Source organism: Commensalibacter nepenthis (assembly GCF_029953305.1).
In the GTDB taxonomy this organism is placed as follows: Bacteria; Pseudomonadota; Alphaproteobacteria; order Acetobacterales; family Acetobacteraceae; genus Commensalibacter; species Commensalibacter nepenthis.
Map to the genome: position 1 here is coordinate 1 of NZ_JASBAN010000002.1, position 15218 is coordinate 15218.

Consider the following 15218-nt stretch of genomic DNA (forward strand, 5'->3'; position numbering starts at 1 on the left):
GATTGTTTCAACGATTATTGGTGCTGTGCTTGATGCTGTAAATCAGGATAATGCCAATGAACAAGCTGCTGCTAATGCTACTAAAAAGAAAGACCAAACCTCAGTTAGTGGAGGAAGCTCAGGAGGAAATATTACCCCACCTGATGATAATGACGGAGATAAAGAACCTCAAAAAACAGAAAACCTTACTAAGGATGAAAATGGAAATCCAATTGGAACTAATAGCAAATATGCTGGCAAAGATAGTATAAGAACTTTACCTAAAGAAGCAGAGCAAAAAACTGTTGATCAGTGGTTGCAAGGAGCAAAAAAAATAGATACACCTGAAAACTATGGACTATCGAAGGACGGAGGAAAGGGACAGTATTATGAAAGAGCAGATGGTGTAGAGTTTGGCATTAGGAAAAGTAATAAAAATGGTACGACAATTGAAATTAAAAATAATAATGGGCAAAATATAGACCCAAATTTTAAAATTCATTTCAAATAGATTAAGTGTTCATTATGAGAAAAAATATTATAATAAAACAACAATATAATGATAAGTTTATTAGTATAGAAGATTATATTAAAGGTATTCCAGATGAATTAGTAGTAGATGCTATAGGATTACGAGATATTATTCCTCATTTAAAACATGTATTTAATTTAACAGATGAAGAGAATTTATATTATATTCGTATGGCTTTGTACGAAATATATGATCGAGGAGGGCGCCCTGTAATAGGGGCATCTATAATGGATGGGTTTTCTTATGTTGTATTGTTAGAGTATGGTTCTAGTAAAGAAGAGATTGCAGATAATGTGATTAAAGAATGGCAACAGAATGGATGTAAAGATCCTGTTTTAAATGAGCTTTGGTTTTATATTCCTGACGAATATTGTTTTGTCCCTGATTATACTAAAAAAAGTAAAGAAGGTATTTTGATAAAGAAATGGATGGATGATTTTGTAAATAAATTACCTTTATCTGTTATTTCCTTATCTGATATCATTTCAAAATTAAAATTGCAATTTAATTTTTCTGAGTGTGAATGGCGATATTTTGCTTTTATGTTGATTAAACGAATTTATAATCGTGGATTAAGCCCTGTAGTTCGGTGTAAAAATCTTGAAAATAGTAAATATCAATGGATATTACAAAATCAATATGGTTGGGTAGATTATCATTATAGTAATATAGATCATTATCTAGGAATATGGGTTAGTGGTAGTATTATATATCAATGGAACAAAAACAAATGTTTAGATCCAATATTTGGAGAATTGTATTTTTACCCTCTTGATGAAACTTGTTTGATACCTTTTATTCCTAATAAAAAAACTAAGTAATAAAGATATGAGAGATTTTTTAATAATTTTTAAAGGATTAATAATTACTATTAAAATAAATGGCTCATTAAAAAACACAGCCAACTTGGCATGCAGCTCGTCGGCGAAGTCATGGGACAAGTGTCTGATGCGTTACATAATAGTGGTATCAATGGCTTTGACGAAACGAAACTATCCAACGATTGGGGACGCATCCTCCTCGAAGCCGCTGGCTCCGCCGCCGTGGCAGGCGTTACTGGCGGCAACGTCGGTGCCGCTACGGGAAGTGCAATCGCTGGGGATATTGTTACTGCCTCGACGGTTAATACGATAAAAGATTGGGCGATTGCGCAAAGCAATGGTAATCCTGATACGGCGAAGTTGTTAACCAATGCGATTGAAAATGCTTTTGCGAGTATGGGCGGCGCTGCGGCAGGTGGAGCGATTGGAGGGGGAACTGGTGCTATAAATGGTGCCGGGATTTCTTCTAGTATTCAAGAATATAATATGGCGGCAGTGGATGATGCTATAGGAGCGGCAGCACTTGCGGGTGTGGCTATATGGGCTGTTGCGAATAATAAGGATGTTGGTCAGGCGTTAAGTGATGTCATCAGTTATGCTGGTAATGTTACGAGTAACGTTTATGGTTATTTTTTGGATAGCTCTGTAAATAATCAAGCCCAAGGAGTGGGACAGGCGTTAATGGGCATGGCTGTTATGGCTCAGGCAGCGCCAGAATTGTATAACCAACTTACACAATATGCAAGCCAATCTGCCGAACAATATGGTCAATATATTGATCTGATGAAACAAGTCGGAGCAACCATTTATGGCAGCATTACTATTGATCCAAATGCTGGTAAAGGGACAACGTTAACTACGCCAATTACTGAGAATAATGGCACAACATTAACCACACCTATTACCGATCGAGATAAAAACTCAGGCACTATCGCTGATCCAATCCCTGATGAAAATAAAGGATGGACAGAGGGCTTTACCGCTGATCCAGACGCTGGGAAAGGAACTATCTTTACTTCAACTGGTAATCCTCCTCCAAATCTTTCACCTGATGGTGCAGGAAGAAATGGTGCATTAAGAGAAGCAAAACGATATGTTGGTATTCCAGTAACACAGCAACCTGAAAGTATAGGACCGAATATTAATAAACAAGGGAAAGTAGTTGGAGGTATGGATTATGTATATACTCCGACAGGGCAAGATAGTAAGTTTATAGCTGAAGATGGTAAAATACATATTAGAGATGATGCTGATGGTCATATGTATATAGATGATCCAACGCAAGACCGTGGTTCTCATTTTAACACAGAAGATGGAGCACATTTTGATTATAAAAAGTAATGAGGCAGAAAATGAGTTGCCCTTTAACCGTGTTTTTCTTGAAAAGAGCTTTAAACATTACCCTAGTGATCCGTGGGAGCCTGTTTCTACGGAAGCAGCTGAGTGGTTATATCGTGTCTGGCAAACACATTTTAATAATAAAAAAAATTACTTTTTTTGGTCTCCATGCCCATTGGTTGATAATAAGATAAATAGATATAAACTTCACAAGAGAATAATTAATTATCATAATTATACAGAGGATATGTTTATTTGTGTTGAAGGTGATAAAATTATAGATAACCAGATAATATATTGGAAAATCTTTGAGCTAAATCAAAAATGTTTACCAATTATTATGAATAATTGTAAAGGTAATGGAGAAAGTAGTTCTATATTTTTTAGTGATAAAGAAAATTTAGAAAATTTTCCTTTAGAAGAATTGCTTTTAAAAAGGCATGATAAGGAATATCGAAAAATAAATAAAAAAACGGAAGTGGATCTCTATTTGGAGGCAGGCATGATTCCAATAAGATTATGGGGAACAATGGATGACCCAGAATTATTTTGCCAAATTTTTGTGTAATTAAAATGATAGTAAAGATCATTACAGTATGGGTACTAATTATCGTTACTCCCCTGATAATACGGGAAGTTATCATTGGTCTGGAAGCACAAGTGATTCAAGAAATCCATTAGATTTAAAAGATAATATTAAAGCAAAATTACGTAAACAAGAAGGGTGGAAAATTAAATGATTATTGGGGATCCTTATCAAATTGCTATACAAGTAGAACAAATAGATATTTTATGTTCTCCTAGTGGAATGTTTAACTTTATTATCAATGATATATTCATTCCTGGTAAAGGGGTAACTATAGATTTATATATGGTAATATCTTCATTGAAAGAAAGTCTGGAGGCTGGGCTTAAGGAAATAGATGGCGATATCGGTGATATACCTATAGAACAAATAGATTTATCAGAAGGTGAATTTAAAAATTTAATATCATTAAATGAGGGTGTGTTGTATGATTATGGGTGCACTTTTTAGTTAGGATTTGATGGTAATGAAGAGCGCTTGATCTATACCGTAGATTATGCAAAGAGTTATGCTGAGACTCGTTATCCTAAAGGAACCGTGGAGAAACTGATTAGAGAATTACCGTTGGCAGAGGAATTAGCTATAGATAAAACTAACGGTATTATAATTACAAAAATAAAGTAATCTGTTTATATAGCAATTTATACTGCTTCTAGTTCTAATTGGAGAAAAATAGTGGCATAAAGGCTGGATTTAGTTCCAGCAAATCCAAAAGTGAAACTTCGCAAAGCACTGTTGTTGGATCCTCTGCCACGGCTGGGAATAATCTAAATATTGTTGCGCGTGGGGATAATGCGAATGATGCGCATAATGGGGATTTAACGGTCACTGCTGGTAATACTCAAGGCAGCTATACCAATGATGTGAATAGTGCTGATGGGCATTTAGAGAACAATTTTGATGCGAACCAACTGCAAAACAGCCAACTTGGCATGCAGCTGGTCGGCGAAGTCATGGGGCAAGTGTCTGACGCGTTATACAGTCATCAGGTTTGTGATCGGTCAAGCTAGCTAATTGACCTAAATGCTTTCTGATCGCTTTTAAAGTTTATTTGGAAAAACTATATCTTGGTTTTTATTAATGATATATTTTCTTTATGCTTTGCCAATATTTTGCAGACATTAGAATAGCAATATCCTGTGGTTTGGCATATTTCTTTCAAAGTAAGTCCACGTTTTCTTAGCGAAATCACTTGTTGTTGTTTTTCGGTCTTGTCGCAAATATTGAATGGTGCTGTGATTAGCCATAAAGCTAGCTAATTTAGACGGGTATATTATTATTTAGACCGAATATGCTTTGAATGAGTTTTATTTGTTCGTTGATTGTCCATTTTCCTTTAAAACCCAGTCCTTTTTTAATCCAGAGAATGGCCTCATATCCTTTGAGTGTTTTTCTTGCTGTATGAAAAGATTGAAAACAGCCATTTCTTGGTATACCCCTCTTTAACCTGAAATGATCATTTTCTATTCCCTGTTGTAAGGATTTTTTTGTTTCATGAACGCAGTGATTGGGAAGGATATACTCATTCTTCATGGTCTGTATGGTTTTTGGAAACGGTAATGCTTTATCTGTTCCAATATGAGTGGGTGCAAATAGACCATCTTTTTTAAACGCCTTTCTAAAGAAACGTTGTGCTGCTTTTATATTTCTTTTAGCTGTTAACAAGAAATCAATCGCTGTGCCTTCTTTATCAATGGCTCTATATAGATACTTCCACTGACCTTTTACCTTGATATAGGTTTCATCAATCCTCACCTCACCACAATGAGGTTTTCTATAGCTTCTTAATCGCTTTTCTAATAGTGGTGCATAGCGTAATACCCAACGGTTTAACGTGCTATGATCAACGCTTACTCCACGCTCTAAAAACAATTCCTCAATATCTCGATAGCTAAGACAATAGCGTAAATACCAGTTTACCGCTTGGATAATCATCAACCCACTAAAGTGGCGACCTTTAAAATCATCCTTAGATCTTAATATAAGCTTGCTATAGATACCAATAGACATAAATCGTTCCTAAAATATAAATACTCACTCCATTTCTACATCATACTAAAATACATAATTAAATTTGCGACAAGACCATAGAAACAAACCATTTGCCACACTTACAACTAATCGTAACGTTCTTAATGGTTCCAATCACATCACGACTATTACGATATCTTACCCAACCAATCTTTGGTAAATAGATACGATTGTTATGCTGTTCTAATTTACACCCTTGAGGAAAACGAAAGCTTTCCTTTAATCCTTTTTTCTGAAACTTTGGAAAATCAGCTTGCTTACGAAAAAAGTTACGAAATGCACTTTCAAGGTCTTTTAAAGAATGTTGCAAAACCTGACTGTGACAAGATTTTAACCATTCAAACTCTTGCTTCCATTTCGGCAACAAAACCGCAATCTTGGCATAGCTAAACTTAAAATCAGTATCAATCTTACGTTGTTCCTCGTTATACGCCAAAGCCCTATTATAGACAAACCGAGAGCATCCACAAAACTGACGCATTTTGCGAATATCCGCACCATTTGGCATTAATTCATATTTAAAGGCTTTCTTTATACGCATGGTTGTATTATAGACTTGGTCTATGAATAGTCAACAAGATATACGACATGGACGACATTGTGTATTTAATATTCATATACACTTAGTCTTTGTTACAAAATACAGAAAAAACGTTTTTAATCAAATGATCCTTGATGATCTAAAAGGTATCTTTGAAAAAGTATGCCTTGATTTCCAAGCAGAATTAATCGAGTTTAATGGCGAACATGACCACGTGCATTTACTCATTAATTACCCACCTAAAATCGCCATATCCAACCTTGTAAATAGTTTAAAAGGTGTTTCTAGTCGTATGATTAGAAAAAAATATGCAACCCACCTAAAACAAAAATTATGGGGTAATCATTTATGGTCACCGTCATATTTTGCTGGAAGTTGTGGTGGCGCTCCAATCTCAATTATTCGTCAATATATCGAACAGCAACAAAAATTAGATACTAACTAAGCCTTATATCTCCGCCCTAAAGGACGGAGTTTTACGGCTATTCATGATAAAGATGGTTCGGCTTCAACAGCATGGCCAGTTTACGAAGGAGTGAAAAAATAATGATTACAAGAAAAATATATTTTTTATGGGGTAAATATAGATATTATCCATCAGGATATTCTTTTGGACAAAATATTGCAGATTTACCTAGTCAGGGTTTTGGTGCGTGTGCAATAGCTCATTGGTTATCATCAGAGATCGAACGCTCAGTGGATTTGGTAGATAATTGGATCAGTAAATTACAAGATTTAAATAAGAGTCAAAAATCAAATAGTTTTTACAATGGTGAATATTGGGAGTTACATGTTAAAAACCAATATGTTTTTATATGTAATGACTATCTTGATGAGCAAAAAGTTATAATGACTATAGAACAATTTTTATACGTGTTAGAACAATACAAAATTTTTTTAAAAAAAAATATAAGGATCCCGAAAATCCTCCTCCCTCTATGGATGTAGAGTTTATTGCCGAAGGACAAAAAGCTATTGATTTATATTATGATTTACCCAACTCATGTGGTGTGCCTTACACTGATTAAACAACCGTTATTCTGATTGCTTAGTTCGGAACAAGTTTAACGCCGATAAACTTTCCAACCGACTACAAAACAGCCAACTCGGCATGCAGCTCGTCGGCGAAGTCATGGGGGAAATCTTGGATGCGTTATACAGTCATAAGGTTTGTGATCTATATTGCTATAGGTCAAGCTAGCTAATTGAGCTAAATAGCTTTCTGATTGCTTTTAAAGTTTATTTGGAAAAACTATATCTTGGTTTTTATTCATGATATATTTTTTATGGTTTGCTAATATTTTACATACATTTGAATAACAATAGTCTGTAGTTTGGCATATTTCTTTTAGAGTAAGCCCACGTTTTCTTAAGGAAATAACTTGTTGATGACGCTCAAGATCAGCTTGTTTGCCTTTGTATTTCCCATTTCGAATACCTCGTTCAATTCCCTGACGTTGACGTTCCCTCCTGGTGATCCAGTCTTTACGTGATATTGCAGCCATTAAATCAATGAACATGTTATTCACCGCATTTAAAATAGCTTTGGAAATAGGATCATTATCAGTAATATTTTTATCTAAAGCTTGCCAAGAAGTCGGTATATCAAGACTTACAATTTTTAAATCAAGATTACTGATTTGTTTTTTAAGCTGTGTCCAGTCATGGTCATTTAATCGTGTCAAACGATCTATCTGTTCGATTAATAAAATATCATCAGCCTGACTATCATTTAAGAGCCTCGTTAGTTCTATACGATTTAATTGGGTGCCACTGGCATTTTCAATATAGTAACTTGCAATTTTATGCCCCCTTTCTTCTACAAATTGCCTAAGCATATCTTTTGCACGATCTGCATGTTGGTCTTTGGTTGAAGCTCGCAAGTAGGCTCGAATGAACATTATCTAAAAATACCTTAAAAAATCTATTATAGATCATTTAAAATAGACTGTCTATTATAGATTATATTTATTCTTTAAAATAGACATCTTTCAATACTCTATTTAGGGTATATCCAAAAGATATAGTTGTTTTAATTTATATTTTAGTTTAAAAAATTTGGAACGATTGTGTATTTATAATATAATGACACTGATTAAGAGTTTGTTTTAGTTAGAGTTATTATTGAAATATAGGGGGGTTATATGTCAGATGTGCCAGACTTTTATATAACGGGTGTTAGGTATGGTGATGACGAATGTATTAGTCATGTTCGTGTAGCATTACATTTCGTAACAAGCACAGGTGAAATAAAAATGAAGAGGCCAGTATTAGTTCCTCGGGAATTTATAGTTGATTTATTACAAACGGGTAAAATAATTTTTTATACGGCAACATTGGATAAATCAAAAAACACATATCAACGAGGGGAAAATGTTAGCTTATATGACGAGCAATATATCACAACAGACCCTAATGGTAGTACTAAAGATAATTTAGAAGGTCTTCCAAAAGTTTAGGTCATTCACTTTTTAACTAGTGAGGGTTATCTTTTATGAAAGTTAATATGAAGTCAATTTCAGGTAATTGGCACTCTGGCTTTGTAATGGATAAACATACCTTGCGAAGTATCCCTGTTGGTGAAAACCAATGGGGGCATATGCAGTTTGAGAAAGAGCGCAGCGAGGTTGGTGAGGCTCTTTTTCAACTGAAATATCGGGATGATTTTACGAAAGTTGCTTCGTTAGCAGAATGCTTAGTTGAAAATGCTTATCCTCTCTTTGATAATATTGGTTTTGTTCTACCCATGCCTGCATCAAAACCAAGACAGCGACAACCTGTTAATGAAATAGCTAAAAAATTTGCCGAATTAGTTGAAAAACCATACTTTGATAATATTTTATTAAAAGAACCTATTAACATCTCATTAAAAGATTTAAATACAAAAGATGAAAAGTTAGAAGCAATAGGTAATTCATTCTATATTAATGAGCCTATTACTAATCAAGGATGTTGGAATGCGCTTATTATAGATGATTTGTATCATACAGGTGCTTCTATGGAGAAGGCATGCGTTGCATTGAAAAAATATGTTAAAGTAAAAAACATATATGTGGTAGCTTTAACGTGGAGGATGTGATGACGACAGTATTTGTTGCTGGTTCAATAACCATTAAAAACCTTGATATGCTTCTTGTTGATCGTTTGAGAAAAATTGTTAATTCAGGATTTCATGTGGTCGTTGGTGACGCTAATGGCGTTGATTCATCCGTTCAACGTGTTTTAGTAGAGCTAGGGCATAAACAAGCAACAGTATTTAGTAGTTCTGAAAAGCCACGTAATAATCTTGGTTCATGGCCAGTTAATTTTGTTAAAACAAATCATACTGAAGGTTCACGAGCATTTTTTACTGCTAAAGACCTTAAAATGGCAGAAGAAGCAGACTATGGTTTGATGGTTTGGGATACGAAAAGTACTGGTACTTTGAGTAATATAATTGAACTGTTAAAACGAAAAAAATACTCAGTTGTATTTGTTAATAAGACTAAGCAGTTTTTTATTATCAAATCTCCTGAACATCTTGATACGCTTCTTGATTGTATGTCTCCAGCTTCTTTGACAAAAGCGGACGAAAAAATAAAGTTACATGATAAGGTTAGTCAGTTGAAAAATGAACAAATGCAAATGTTTATATAATACTTCAAGCTATTTGTATAAAATTTTAAAGTGCATTTTTCATAACGAGATTTGCACTTTTTGTGGTCTTGTCGCAAATATTGAATGGTGCTGTGATTAGCCATAAAGCTAGCTAATTTAGACGGGTATATTATTATTTAAACCGAATATGCTTTGAATGAGTTTTATTTGTTCGTTGATTGTCCATTTTCCTTTAAAACCCAGTCCTTTTTTAATCCAGAGAATGGCCTCATATCCGTTGAGTGTTTTTCTTGCTGTATGAAAAGACTGAAAGCAACCATTCTTTGGGATCATTCTCTTTACTCTAAAATGATCATTTTCTATTCCCTGTTGTAAGGACTTTCTTGTTTCATGAACGCAGTGATTGGCAAGGATATGCTCATTCTTCATGGTTTGTATGGTCTTTGGAAAAGTTGCGGCTTGATCTGTTCCAATATGGGTTGGAGCGAACAGACCATCTTCTTTAAACGCCTTTCTAAAGAAACGTTGTGCTGCTTTGATATTTCTTTTAGCTGTTAATAAGAAATCAATAGCAGTTCCATTCTTATCAATGGCTCTATATAGATACTTCCACTGACCTTTTACTTTGATATAGGTTTCATCAATCCTCACCTCACCACAATGAGGTTTTCTATAGCTTCTTAATCGCTTTTCTAATAGTGGTGCATAACGTAATACCCAACGATTTAACGTGCTATGATCTATATTTATCCCACGTTCTAAAAACAATTCCTCAATGTCTCGATAGCTAAGACAATAGCGTAAATACCAGTTTACCGCTTGGATAATCATCAATCCATTAAAATGACGACCTTTAAAATCATCCCTAGATCTTAATATAAGCTTGCTATAGATACCAATAGACATAAATCGTTCCTAAAATATAAATACTCACTCCATTTTTATATCATACTAAAATACATAATTAAATTTGCGACAAGACCTAATTTCTGCTAATCAGGGTAACGCAGAAGCACAATTTACTGTTGGTGCGCAATATATGACGGGTAGACGTGTTCCTAAAGACGAAAAAAAAGCCATGGAATATTTTAAAAAATCCTGTCTGCAAAAATATGACATGGGTTGCAAAGCCTATCATGGCAAAATGAATTTTAACGATGTAACCTATTAAAATACATTATAATATTTATAAAACGACCCATTAGAGGTCGTTTTTTTATGTCTTAACAACAAATTATATAAGGTAAATAAAATATGACCATAAAGAATAATTCATCGAAAGATACAGTTAAGTCTTCTAAAGACGGAGATTTTCCAAAGTTAAAAATATTAAATCATAGTGAAATATATGATTTAGTAACAAAATTTATACAGAAAGTCGTTTTAATTAAAGATGTTGAGTTAACGATTAGTAATAGGACAAGTTTTAAAATTTCTATCCCTCAATTGCCTTTTATCTCATTACTCATCGCTGATATTTATCTTTTGCCAGATTTAAAGACTTACACTGTGAATGGACAAAAAATATCATTGATACAATCAGAAGTAATGATGAATATACTATTTTTCGGGAATGAACAAATCAGTTCTCTAGAGCTGGCTCAAACTTTCAAAACCAGATTTAACAAAGGTTGGGCTACGGAACAATTTGCTCAATATAGTAAATCTTTTATTCCGCTTTATAGTAACAATTTAACGATAAAACCTGCTTTGATGGGTGTTTCAAAACAATTTGAAGATACGTGTTCTGTAGATGCATATTTTGAACTTCATCCTGAGATTGTTGAATAAATTAAAGTCTAGTTATTATTTAATCTAGTAGTAGCTGTTCCATAAACTTTTTTATCTTCACGTTTTCCCACAGCAATAACTAAAATTACGATTTCTTCATCAATGACTTGATAAACTAATCTATAACCAGAAGATCTTAACTTAATTTTATAACAGTTAGCTAGGTCTCCATGTAAACGAGCAGATTCAATATGAGGATTATTCTGTAATTGTTTTAACTTCTTTTTGAATAACGTTTGAATAGATTTATCGAGCTTATGCCATTCTTTTAAAGCCCTTTCATCAAAGTCAATATTAAAGATCATCTAAATTAACTCTAATACGTTTTGTAGGACTGTTTAAACGTTCACGCACAACCGCTAAAATATCATCATCTTTATCATTATCACTGACCATCACTGAAACCTCTGAAAAAGGTAATTTTTTGTTTTCAGCAACATAACGTAAGAATAGTCTCAGTGCATCTGAGGGGGACAAATTAAGATTATCAAAAGCTTTATAAGCATCTTTTTTTAAATTTTCATCCACTCTAATTTGAATAGTACTCATTATTTCTTACCTTCAGATCAAACTATAATAGATAAATTATAATGTAATTACAAATGTAGTGCAATATTTTATTATATGAGTTTGTATAAAGTATTTTGTATTTAAATGATTACACTCAAAAGAATACGTATATGTAAACATAGAAACGATTGGAATCCGTATTTATTTAAGTTGATTTATTTAAGAATACAGTTATATAGATAAACATCTTAAACTTAAAAGAATACAATCGAGACAATTATGAGCAATGTTGGATACATAAGAGTAAGCTCTGCATATCAAAATACAGAACGACAACTTGATGGAGTTAAACTAGATAAAATCTTCACAGATAAAATTAGCGGTGTGGATACGAAAAGACCTCAATTACAAGCAATGTTAGAATATGTCAGAGAAGGTGATGTTATTCATGTTCATTCTATTGATAGGCTAGCAAGAAACCTTAAAGATTTAAGTCAGCTAGTAGATGATTTGAATGCCAGAGGAATTAGCATTCATTTTCATCAAGAAAATCTAACTTTTACAAATAGTGAAGATTCTATTAAAAAACTCATGTTCCAACTCTTAGGCAGCTTTGCTGAGTTTGAAAGAAGTCTTATTAGGGAAAGACAAAGAGAAGGAATTGCCAAAGCAAAACAAGCTGGGAAATATAAAGGTCGAAGGAAAACAATCAATAGCAACATTATTATAGAAACTATGAGTAAAGAAGGTGCTAGTTACAGAAAAACTGCCAAGACACTCAATATAAGTCTTTCAACGGTTCAAAGAGTGATGAAAGAGTATAAAAGCAAAAGAGCATCTTAATAACGGATTGAATGTCAAAGAAGTTGCTACTAGAGTTAAAGTTAGAAAGGCAACTTTTTATAAAGCTCTCAATATCAAAAAATCTTATACATAAACTTTTATAATACGATATTAGTAGGTTGTATTAAAATAACTATAATGATAATAATTTATTATTATATAAATATATAATGCTATCATTATAGGATGATATTATGAAAACAATAGCAATTTTAAGTCAAAAAGGTGGAGCAGGAAAAACTACAATCGCTTTAAACTTAAGCGTTGCTGCTAGTTTGAAGAAAAAAACATCTGTAATAATAGATATTGATCCTCAAGCATCTATTACACAATGGGGAGATAGTAGGAAGAAAGAAAACCCAACAGTTATATCAGTGCAAGCATCTAGATTGTCCAATACATTAACAAAATGTTTAGACAATAAAGTTGATTTTGTATTTATTGATACTGCTCCACATGCTGAGCAATCTGCGTTATTAGCAGCAAGGCAAGCAGATTTGGTAATAATTCCTTGTAGACCATCTGTTATCGACATAAGAGCAATTCAATCTACGATTGATATTTGTAAGATAGCAGAAGTTAAGTATTTTATTGTTTTGAATCAAGTTTTATCAAGAAGTAATTTAACACAAGATGCATTAGATGCTTTGAAAGAACTTAAAATTCCAACTGTGCCAGTTAATATAGGACAACGGATTGCATTTATAAATTCTGTTACTCACGGTGAAGGGGTAATGGAATTTGACCCTAACGGAAAATCTTTCCAAGAAATTAATAATTTGTATAAATTTGTTATTAAACAATTAAAAAGTTAATTATCATGACACAAAAACGAGTGAACTCTTTAAAAGATGTATTACTACAAGATAAAAAACGTCAGTTAATATCTGATATAAAAGATAGTAAAAGCGATCTAGTTCAGCTGAATTTCAGAATAGATCAAGCAGCTAAAACGCAACTAGAGTTTTTACGTTTGGAAACAGGGGCTAAAAGTATACAAAGTTTAATGATTGAAGCTATAAATGATTTATTTGAAAAGCATGGAAAAAATCGTATAGCATAATATAATTATATATTGCTAGCATGATATTAATTTTCTTTGAAATTAAATTGTAGTGACTTTACATTACGTCCAATCTTAATAGTTTGAATGGTTATTGTTAAATTACTTTTTTCATTTAATTCTTTTATAGATGGTTGTATTACCCACTGATTAAATGATTTAAAAGTTTTATATTTATCTTCTACTTCCAGTATAGATCGTAATTTTGTAACAGTAATTGTACGCGATCCAATAATTTTAAATTGCATAAGAAGTTCATAAATTCTTATACTATAATTACTTTTTAACGAAGATATGTTCTTTAAAATAATGCTAGTAAATTGACCTTTTAATTGAGTAAGGTAAGGCATGATAGAGTCTGAAAAAACAATTTCTACTTTACCTTCACCGTTAAAATACTTAGCCTCTTCTTGTATCCATCTAATTCGTCTTTTTTCATCATCACTATAAACGTGTATCCATCTTTCTGCCAATTTATCGACAGCCTCCTGTAACCTTTCTTCAGCATGTTTTTTTCCAATATTTGGAAAAGCATTAAGAAATTCTTGGGATGTTATTTGGAAAGTTTTGTTTATGTTTGCGTCTTTAGGATTTAATTTGGTCTTGTCGCAAATATTGAATGGTGCTGTGATTAGCCATAAAGCTAGCTAATTTAGACGGGTATATTATTATTTAAACCGAATATGCTTTGAATGAGTTTTATTTGTTCGTTGATTGTCCATTTTCCTTTAAAACCCAGTCCTTTTTTAATCCAGAGAATGGCCTCATATCCGTTGAGTGTTTTTCTTGCTGTATGAAAAGACTGAAAGCAACCATTCTTTGGGATCATTCTCTTTACTCTAAAATGATCATTTTCTATTCCCTGTTGTAAGGACTTTCTTGTTTCATGAACGCAGTGATTGGCAAGGATATGCTCATTCTTCATGGTTTGTATGGTCTTTGGAAAAGTTGCGGCTTGATCTGTTCCAATATGGGTTGGAGCGAACAGACCATCTTCTTTAAACGCCTTTCTAAAGAAACGTTGTGCTGCTTTGATATTTCTTTTAGCTGTTAATAAGAAATCAATAGCAGTTCCATTCTTATCAATGGCTCTATATAGATACTTCCACTGACCTTTTACTTTGATATAGGTTTCATCAATCCTCACCTCACCACAATGAGGTTTTCTATAGCTTCTTAATCGCTTTTCTAATAGTGGTGCATAACGTAATACCCAACGATTTAACGTGCTATGATCTATATTTATCCCACGTTCTAAAAACAATTCCTCAATGTCTCGATAGCTAAGACAATAGCGTAAATACCAGTTTACCGCTTGGATAATCATCAATCCATTAAAATGACGACCTTTAAAATCATCCCTAGATCTTAATATAAGCTTGCTATAGATACCAATAGACATAAATCGTTCCTAAAATATAAATACTCACTCCATTTTTATATCATACTAAAATACATAATTAAATTTGCGACAAGACCTCCTGTTCTATGTTCTGTCTTTAAAGTAAAAAATATCACTCGAGATGATCCCCAAACTTTCTTACTTTCCATAACTATCAAACTCCCTGTTCAAACTCATAGAATTT

At 33.0% G+C, this 15218-nt stretch carries 25 protein-coding genes; 17 read left to right on the forward strand and 8 right to left on the reverse strand.

The annotated features are described in order from the left end of the window. The 7 genes from QJV33_RS10910 to QJV33_RS10940 all read left to right on the forward strand — a co-directional run. The coding region (locus tag QJV33_RS10910; protein ID WP_281463429.1) for a hypothetical protein at positions 1-490 on the forward strand (490 nt) is incomplete at its 5' end. 14 nt (positions 491-504) lie between these two features. After that, positions 505-1332 carry a hypothetical protein gene (locus QJV33_RS10915; RefSeq protein WP_281463430.1) on the forward strand — a complete coding sequence of 276 codons (828 nt, stop codon included), beginning with the start codon at positions 505-507 and terminating at the stop codon, positions 1330-1332. A gap of 90 nt (positions 1333-1422) precedes the next feature. Further along, positions 1423-2673 (forward strand): HNH/endonuclease VII fold putative polymorphic toxin, encoded by a 1251-nt coding sequence (locus QJV33_RS10920; RefSeq protein ID WP_281463431.1) that lies wholly within the window; start codon positions 1423-1425, stop codon positions 2671-2673. After that, the gene (locus QJV33_RS10925; protein ID WP_281463432.1) at positions 2657-3238 is read left to right on the forward strand and encodes a hypothetical protein; all 582 of its coding nucleotides are present in this window, start codon (positions 2657-2659) and stop codon (positions 3236-3238) included. The genes QJV33_RS10920 and QJV33_RS10925 overlap by 17 nt, the downstream gene beginning before the upstream one ends. Before the next feature lie 28 nt (positions 3239-3266). Next, positions 3267-3410: a hypothetical protein gene (locus tag QJV33_RS10930; protein WP_281463433.1), complete on the forward strand. Its 144-nt coding sequence runs from the start codon at positions 3267-3269 to the stop codon at positions 3408-3410. Next, the gene (locus QJV33_RS10935; protein ID WP_281463434.1) at positions 3407-3706 is read left to right on the forward strand and encodes an Imm42 family immunity protein; all 300 of its coding nucleotides are present in this window, start codon (positions 3407-3409) and stop codon (positions 3704-3706) included. The genes QJV33_RS10930 and QJV33_RS10935 overlap by 4 nt, the downstream gene beginning before the upstream one ends. 212 nt (positions 3707-3918) lie before the next feature. Then, complete coding sequence (locus QJV33_RS10940; protein WP_281463435.1) at positions 3919-4266, forward strand: hemagglutinin repeat-containing protein; 348 nt, start codon at positions 3919-3921, stop codon at positions 4264-4266. Between the two features lie 250 nt (positions 4267-4516). Here QJV33_RS10940 and QJV33_RS10945 read toward each other — a convergent pair whose 3' ends face one another. After that, complete coding sequence (locus QJV33_RS10945; RefSeq protein WP_281463436.1) at positions 4517-5266, reverse strand: IS6 family transposase; 750 nt, start codon at positions 5264-5266, stop codon at positions 4517-4519. Between the two features lie 58 nt (positions 5267-5324). Then, the gene (locus tag QJV33_RS10950) at positions 5325-5828 is read right to left on the reverse strand and encodes an RNA-guided endonuclease InsQ/TnpB family protein (protein WP_281463437.1); all 504 of its coding nucleotides are present in this window, start codon (positions 5826-5828) and stop codon (positions 5325-5327) included. A gap of 22 nt (positions 5829-5850) precedes the next feature. Between QJV33_RS10950 and tnpA the strand changes: the two genes are divergently transcribed. Beyond that, the gene (gene tnpA, locus QJV33_RS10955) at positions 5851-6273 is read left to right on the forward strand and encodes an IS200/IS605 family transposase (protein WP_281463438.1); all 423 of its coding nucleotides are present in this window, start codon (positions 5851-5853) and stop codon (positions 6271-6273) included. 101 nt (positions 6274-6374) lie between these two features. Continuing rightward, the gene (locus QJV33_RS10960) at positions 6375-6776 is read left to right on the forward strand and encodes a YacL family protein (RefSeq protein ID WP_281463439.1); all 402 of its coding nucleotides are present in this window, start codon (positions 6375-6377) and stop codon (positions 6774-6776) included. 284 nt (positions 6777-7060) lie between these two features. On the opposite strand, the gene QJV33_RS10965 is transcribed toward QJV33_RS10960, so the two are convergent. Then, positions 7061-7729, reverse strand: a complete 669-nt coding sequence (locus QJV33_RS10965) for a recombinase family protein (RefSeq protein ID WP_281463440.1) — start codon at positions 7727-7729, stop codon at positions 7061-7063. Between the two features lie 243 nt (positions 7730-7972). Between QJV33_RS10965 and QJV33_RS10970 the strand changes: the two genes are divergently transcribed. The 3 genes from QJV33_RS10970 to QJV33_RS10980 are packed head-to-tail and all read left to right on the forward strand — an operon-like array spanning position 7973 to position 9464. Then, on the forward strand, positions 7973-8287 hold the full coding sequence (locus QJV33_RS10970; protein ID WP_281463441.1) for a DUF3892 domain-containing protein: 315 nt from the start codon (positions 7973-7975) through the stop codon (positions 8285-8287). A 35-nt stretch (positions 8288-8322) separates the two neighbouring features. Then, complete coding sequence (locus QJV33_RS10975) at positions 8323-8907, forward strand: ComF family protein (RefSeq protein ID WP_281463442.1); 585 nt, start codon at positions 8323-8325, stop codon at positions 8905-8907. After that, positions 8907-9464: a hypothetical protein gene (locus QJV33_RS10980; protein ID WP_281463443.1), complete on the forward strand. Its 558-nt coding sequence runs from the start codon at positions 8907-8909 to the stop codon at positions 9462-9464. The genes QJV33_RS10975 and QJV33_RS10980 overlap by 1 nt, the downstream gene beginning before the upstream one ends. A gap of 117 nt (positions 9465-9581) precedes the next feature. Here QJV33_RS10980 and QJV33_RS10985 read toward each other — a convergent pair whose 3' ends face one another. Continuing rightward, positions 9582-10331: an IS6 family transposase gene (locus tag QJV33_RS10985; protein WP_281463444.1), complete on the reverse strand. Its 750-nt coding sequence runs from the start codon at positions 10329-10331 to the stop codon at positions 9582-9584. Positions 10332-10395: 64 nt separating this feature from the next. Between QJV33_RS10985 and QJV33_RS10990 the strand changes: the two genes are divergently transcribed. Beyond that, positions 10396-10596 carry a hypothetical protein gene (locus QJV33_RS10990; RefSeq protein WP_281463445.1) on the forward strand — a complete coding sequence of 67 codons (201 nt, stop codon included), beginning with the start codon at positions 10396-10398 and terminating at the stop codon, positions 10594-10596. Between the two features lie 83 nt (positions 10597-10679). Continuing rightward, the gene (locus QJV33_RS10995; protein WP_281463446.1) at positions 10680-11216 is read left to right on the forward strand and encodes a phage neck terminator protein; all 537 of its coding nucleotides are present in this window, start codon (positions 10680-10682) and stop codon (positions 11214-11216) included. Between the two features lie 8 nt (positions 11217-11224). On the opposite strand, the gene QJV33_RS11000 is transcribed toward QJV33_RS10995, so the two are convergent. Then, complete coding sequence (locus QJV33_RS11000) at positions 11225-11521, reverse strand: type II toxin-antitoxin system RelE family toxin (protein ID WP_281463447.1); 297 nt, start codon at positions 11519-11521, stop codon at positions 11225-11227. Then, the gene (locus QJV33_RS11005; protein ID WP_281463448.1) at positions 11511-11765 is read right to left on the reverse strand and encodes a type II toxin-antitoxin system RelB/DinJ family antitoxin; all 255 of its coding nucleotides are present in this window, start codon (positions 11763-11765) and stop codon (positions 11511-11513) included. The genes QJV33_RS11000 and QJV33_RS11005 overlap by 11 nt, the downstream gene beginning before the upstream one ends. Positions 11766-12005: 240 nt before the next feature. Between QJV33_RS11005 and QJV33_RS11010 the strand changes: the two genes are divergently transcribed. The 3 genes from QJV33_RS11010 (at position 12006) to QJV33_RS11020 (ending at position 13632) form a co-directional block, all read left to right on the forward strand. Further along, the gene (locus tag QJV33_RS11010; protein ID WP_281463449.1) at positions 12006-12569 is read left to right on the forward strand and encodes a recombinase family protein; all 564 of its coding nucleotides are present in this window, start codon (positions 12006-12008) and stop codon (positions 12567-12569) included. 194 nt (positions 12570-12763) lie between these two features. Then, positions 12764-13384: a ParA family partition ATPase gene (gene parA, locus QJV33_RS11015; RefSeq protein WP_281463450.1), complete on the forward strand. Its 621-nt coding sequence runs from the start codon at positions 12764-12766 to the stop codon at positions 13382-13384. Between the two features lie 5 nt (positions 13385-13389). After that, a complete protein-coding gene (locus tag QJV33_RS11020) occupies positions 13390-13632 on the forward strand; it encodes a ribbon-helix-helix domain-containing protein (protein WP_281463451.1) in 243 nt (80 codons plus the stop codon). A 26-nt stretch (positions 13633-13658) separates the two neighbouring features. Here QJV33_RS11020 and QJV33_RS11025 read toward each other — a convergent pair whose 3' ends face one another. Then, positions 13659-14264 carry a replication initiation protein gene (locus tag QJV33_RS11025; protein WP_346771138.1) on the reverse strand — a complete coding sequence of 202 codons (606 nt, stop codon included), beginning with the start codon at positions 14262-14264 and terminating at the stop codon, positions 13659-13661. Between the two features lie 20 nt (positions 14265-14284). Then, positions 14285-15034 carry an IS6 family transposase gene (locus QJV33_RS11030; RefSeq protein ID WP_281463444.1) on the reverse strand — a complete coding sequence of 250 codons (750 nt, stop codon included), beginning with the start codon at positions 15032-15034 and terminating at the stop codon, positions 14285-14287. Positions 15035-15218 lie beyond the last annotated feature (184 nt).

What these genes read in the sequence shown, in the direction of transcription:
- QJV33_RS10980 (WP_281463443.1), top strand. Translation starts at nt 8,907, where the DNA reads ATGACGACAGTATTTGTTGCTGGTTCAATAACCATTAAAAACCTTGAT.
- QJV33_RS11020 (WP_281463451.1), top strand. Translation starts at nt 13,390, where the DNA reads ATGACACAAAAACGAGTGAACTCTTTAAAAGATGTATTACTACAAGAT.
- QJV33_RS10950 (WP_281463437.1), bottom strand. Translation starts at nt 5,828, where the DNA reads ATGCGTATAAAGAAAGCCTTTAAATATGAATTAATGCCAAATGGTGCG.
- QJV33_RS10935 (WP_281463434.1), top strand. Translation starts at nt 3,407, where the DNA reads ATGATTATTGGGGATCCTTATCAAATTGCTATACAAGTAGAACAAATA.
- QJV33_RS11010 (WP_281463449.1), top strand. Translation starts at nt 12,006, where the DNA reads ATGAGCAATGTTGGATACATAAGAGTAAGCTCTGCATATCAAAATACA.
- QJV33_RS10945 (WP_281463436.1), bottom strand. Translation starts at nt 5,266, where the DNA reads ATGTCTATTGGTATCTATAGCAAGCTTATATTAAGATCTAAGGATGAT.
- QJV33_RS10960 (WP_281463439.1), top strand. Translation starts at nt 6,375, where the DNA reads ATGATTACAAGAAAAATATATTTTTTATGGGGTAAATATAGATATTAT.
- QJV33_RS10995 (WP_281463446.1), top strand. Translation starts at nt 10,680, where the DNA reads ATGACCATAAAGAATAATTCATCGAAAGATACAGTTAAGTCTTCTAAA.
- QJV33_RS10975 (WP_281463442.1), top strand. Translation starts at nt 8,323, where the DNA reads ATGAAAGTTAATATGAAGTCAATTTCAGGTAATTGGCACTCTGGCTTT.
- parA (WP_281463450.1), top strand. Translation starts at nt 12,764, where the DNA reads ATGAAAACAATAGCAATTTTAAGTCAAAAAGGTGGAGCAGGAAAAACT.
- QJV33_RS10930 (WP_281463433.1), top strand. Translation starts at nt 3,267, where the DNA reads ATGGGTACTAATTATCGTTACTCCCCTGATAATACGGGAAGTTATCAT.
- QJV33_RS10920 (WP_281463431.1), top strand. Translation starts at nt 1,423, where the DNA reads ATGCAGCTCGTCGGCGAAGTCATGGGACAAGTGTCTGATGCGTTACAT.
- QJV33_RS10965 (WP_281463440.1), bottom strand. Translation starts at nt 7,729, where the DNA reads ATGTTCATTCGAGCCTACTTGCGAGCTTCAACCAAAGACCAACATGCA.
- QJV33_RS10970 (WP_281463441.1), top strand. Translation starts at nt 7,973, where the DNA reads ATGTCAGATGTGCCAGACTTTTATATAACGGGTGTTAGGTATGGTGAT.
- QJV33_RS11000 (WP_281463447.1), bottom strand. Translation starts at nt 11,521, where the DNA reads ATGATCTTTAATATTGACTTTGATGAAAGGGCTTTAAAAGAATGGCAT.
- tnpA (WP_281463438.1), top strand. Translation starts at nt 5,851, where the DNA reads ATGAATAGTCAACAAGATATACGACATGGACGACATTGTGTATTTAAT.
- QJV33_RS10985 (WP_281463444.1), bottom strand. Translation starts at nt 10,331, where the DNA reads ATGTCTATTGGTATCTATAGCAAGCTTATATTAAGATCTAGGGATGAT.
- QJV33_RS11030 (WP_281463444.1), bottom strand. Translation starts at nt 15,034, where the DNA reads ATGTCTATTGGTATCTATAGCAAGCTTATATTAAGATCTAGGGATGAT.
- QJV33_RS10915 (WP_281463430.1), top strand. Translation starts at nt 505, where the DNA reads ATGAGAAAAAATATTATAATAAAACAACAATATAATGATAAGTTTATT.
- QJV33_RS11005 (WP_281463448.1), bottom strand. Translation starts at nt 11,765, where the DNA reads ATGAGTACTATTCAAATTAGAGTGGATGAAAATTTAAAAAAAGATGCT.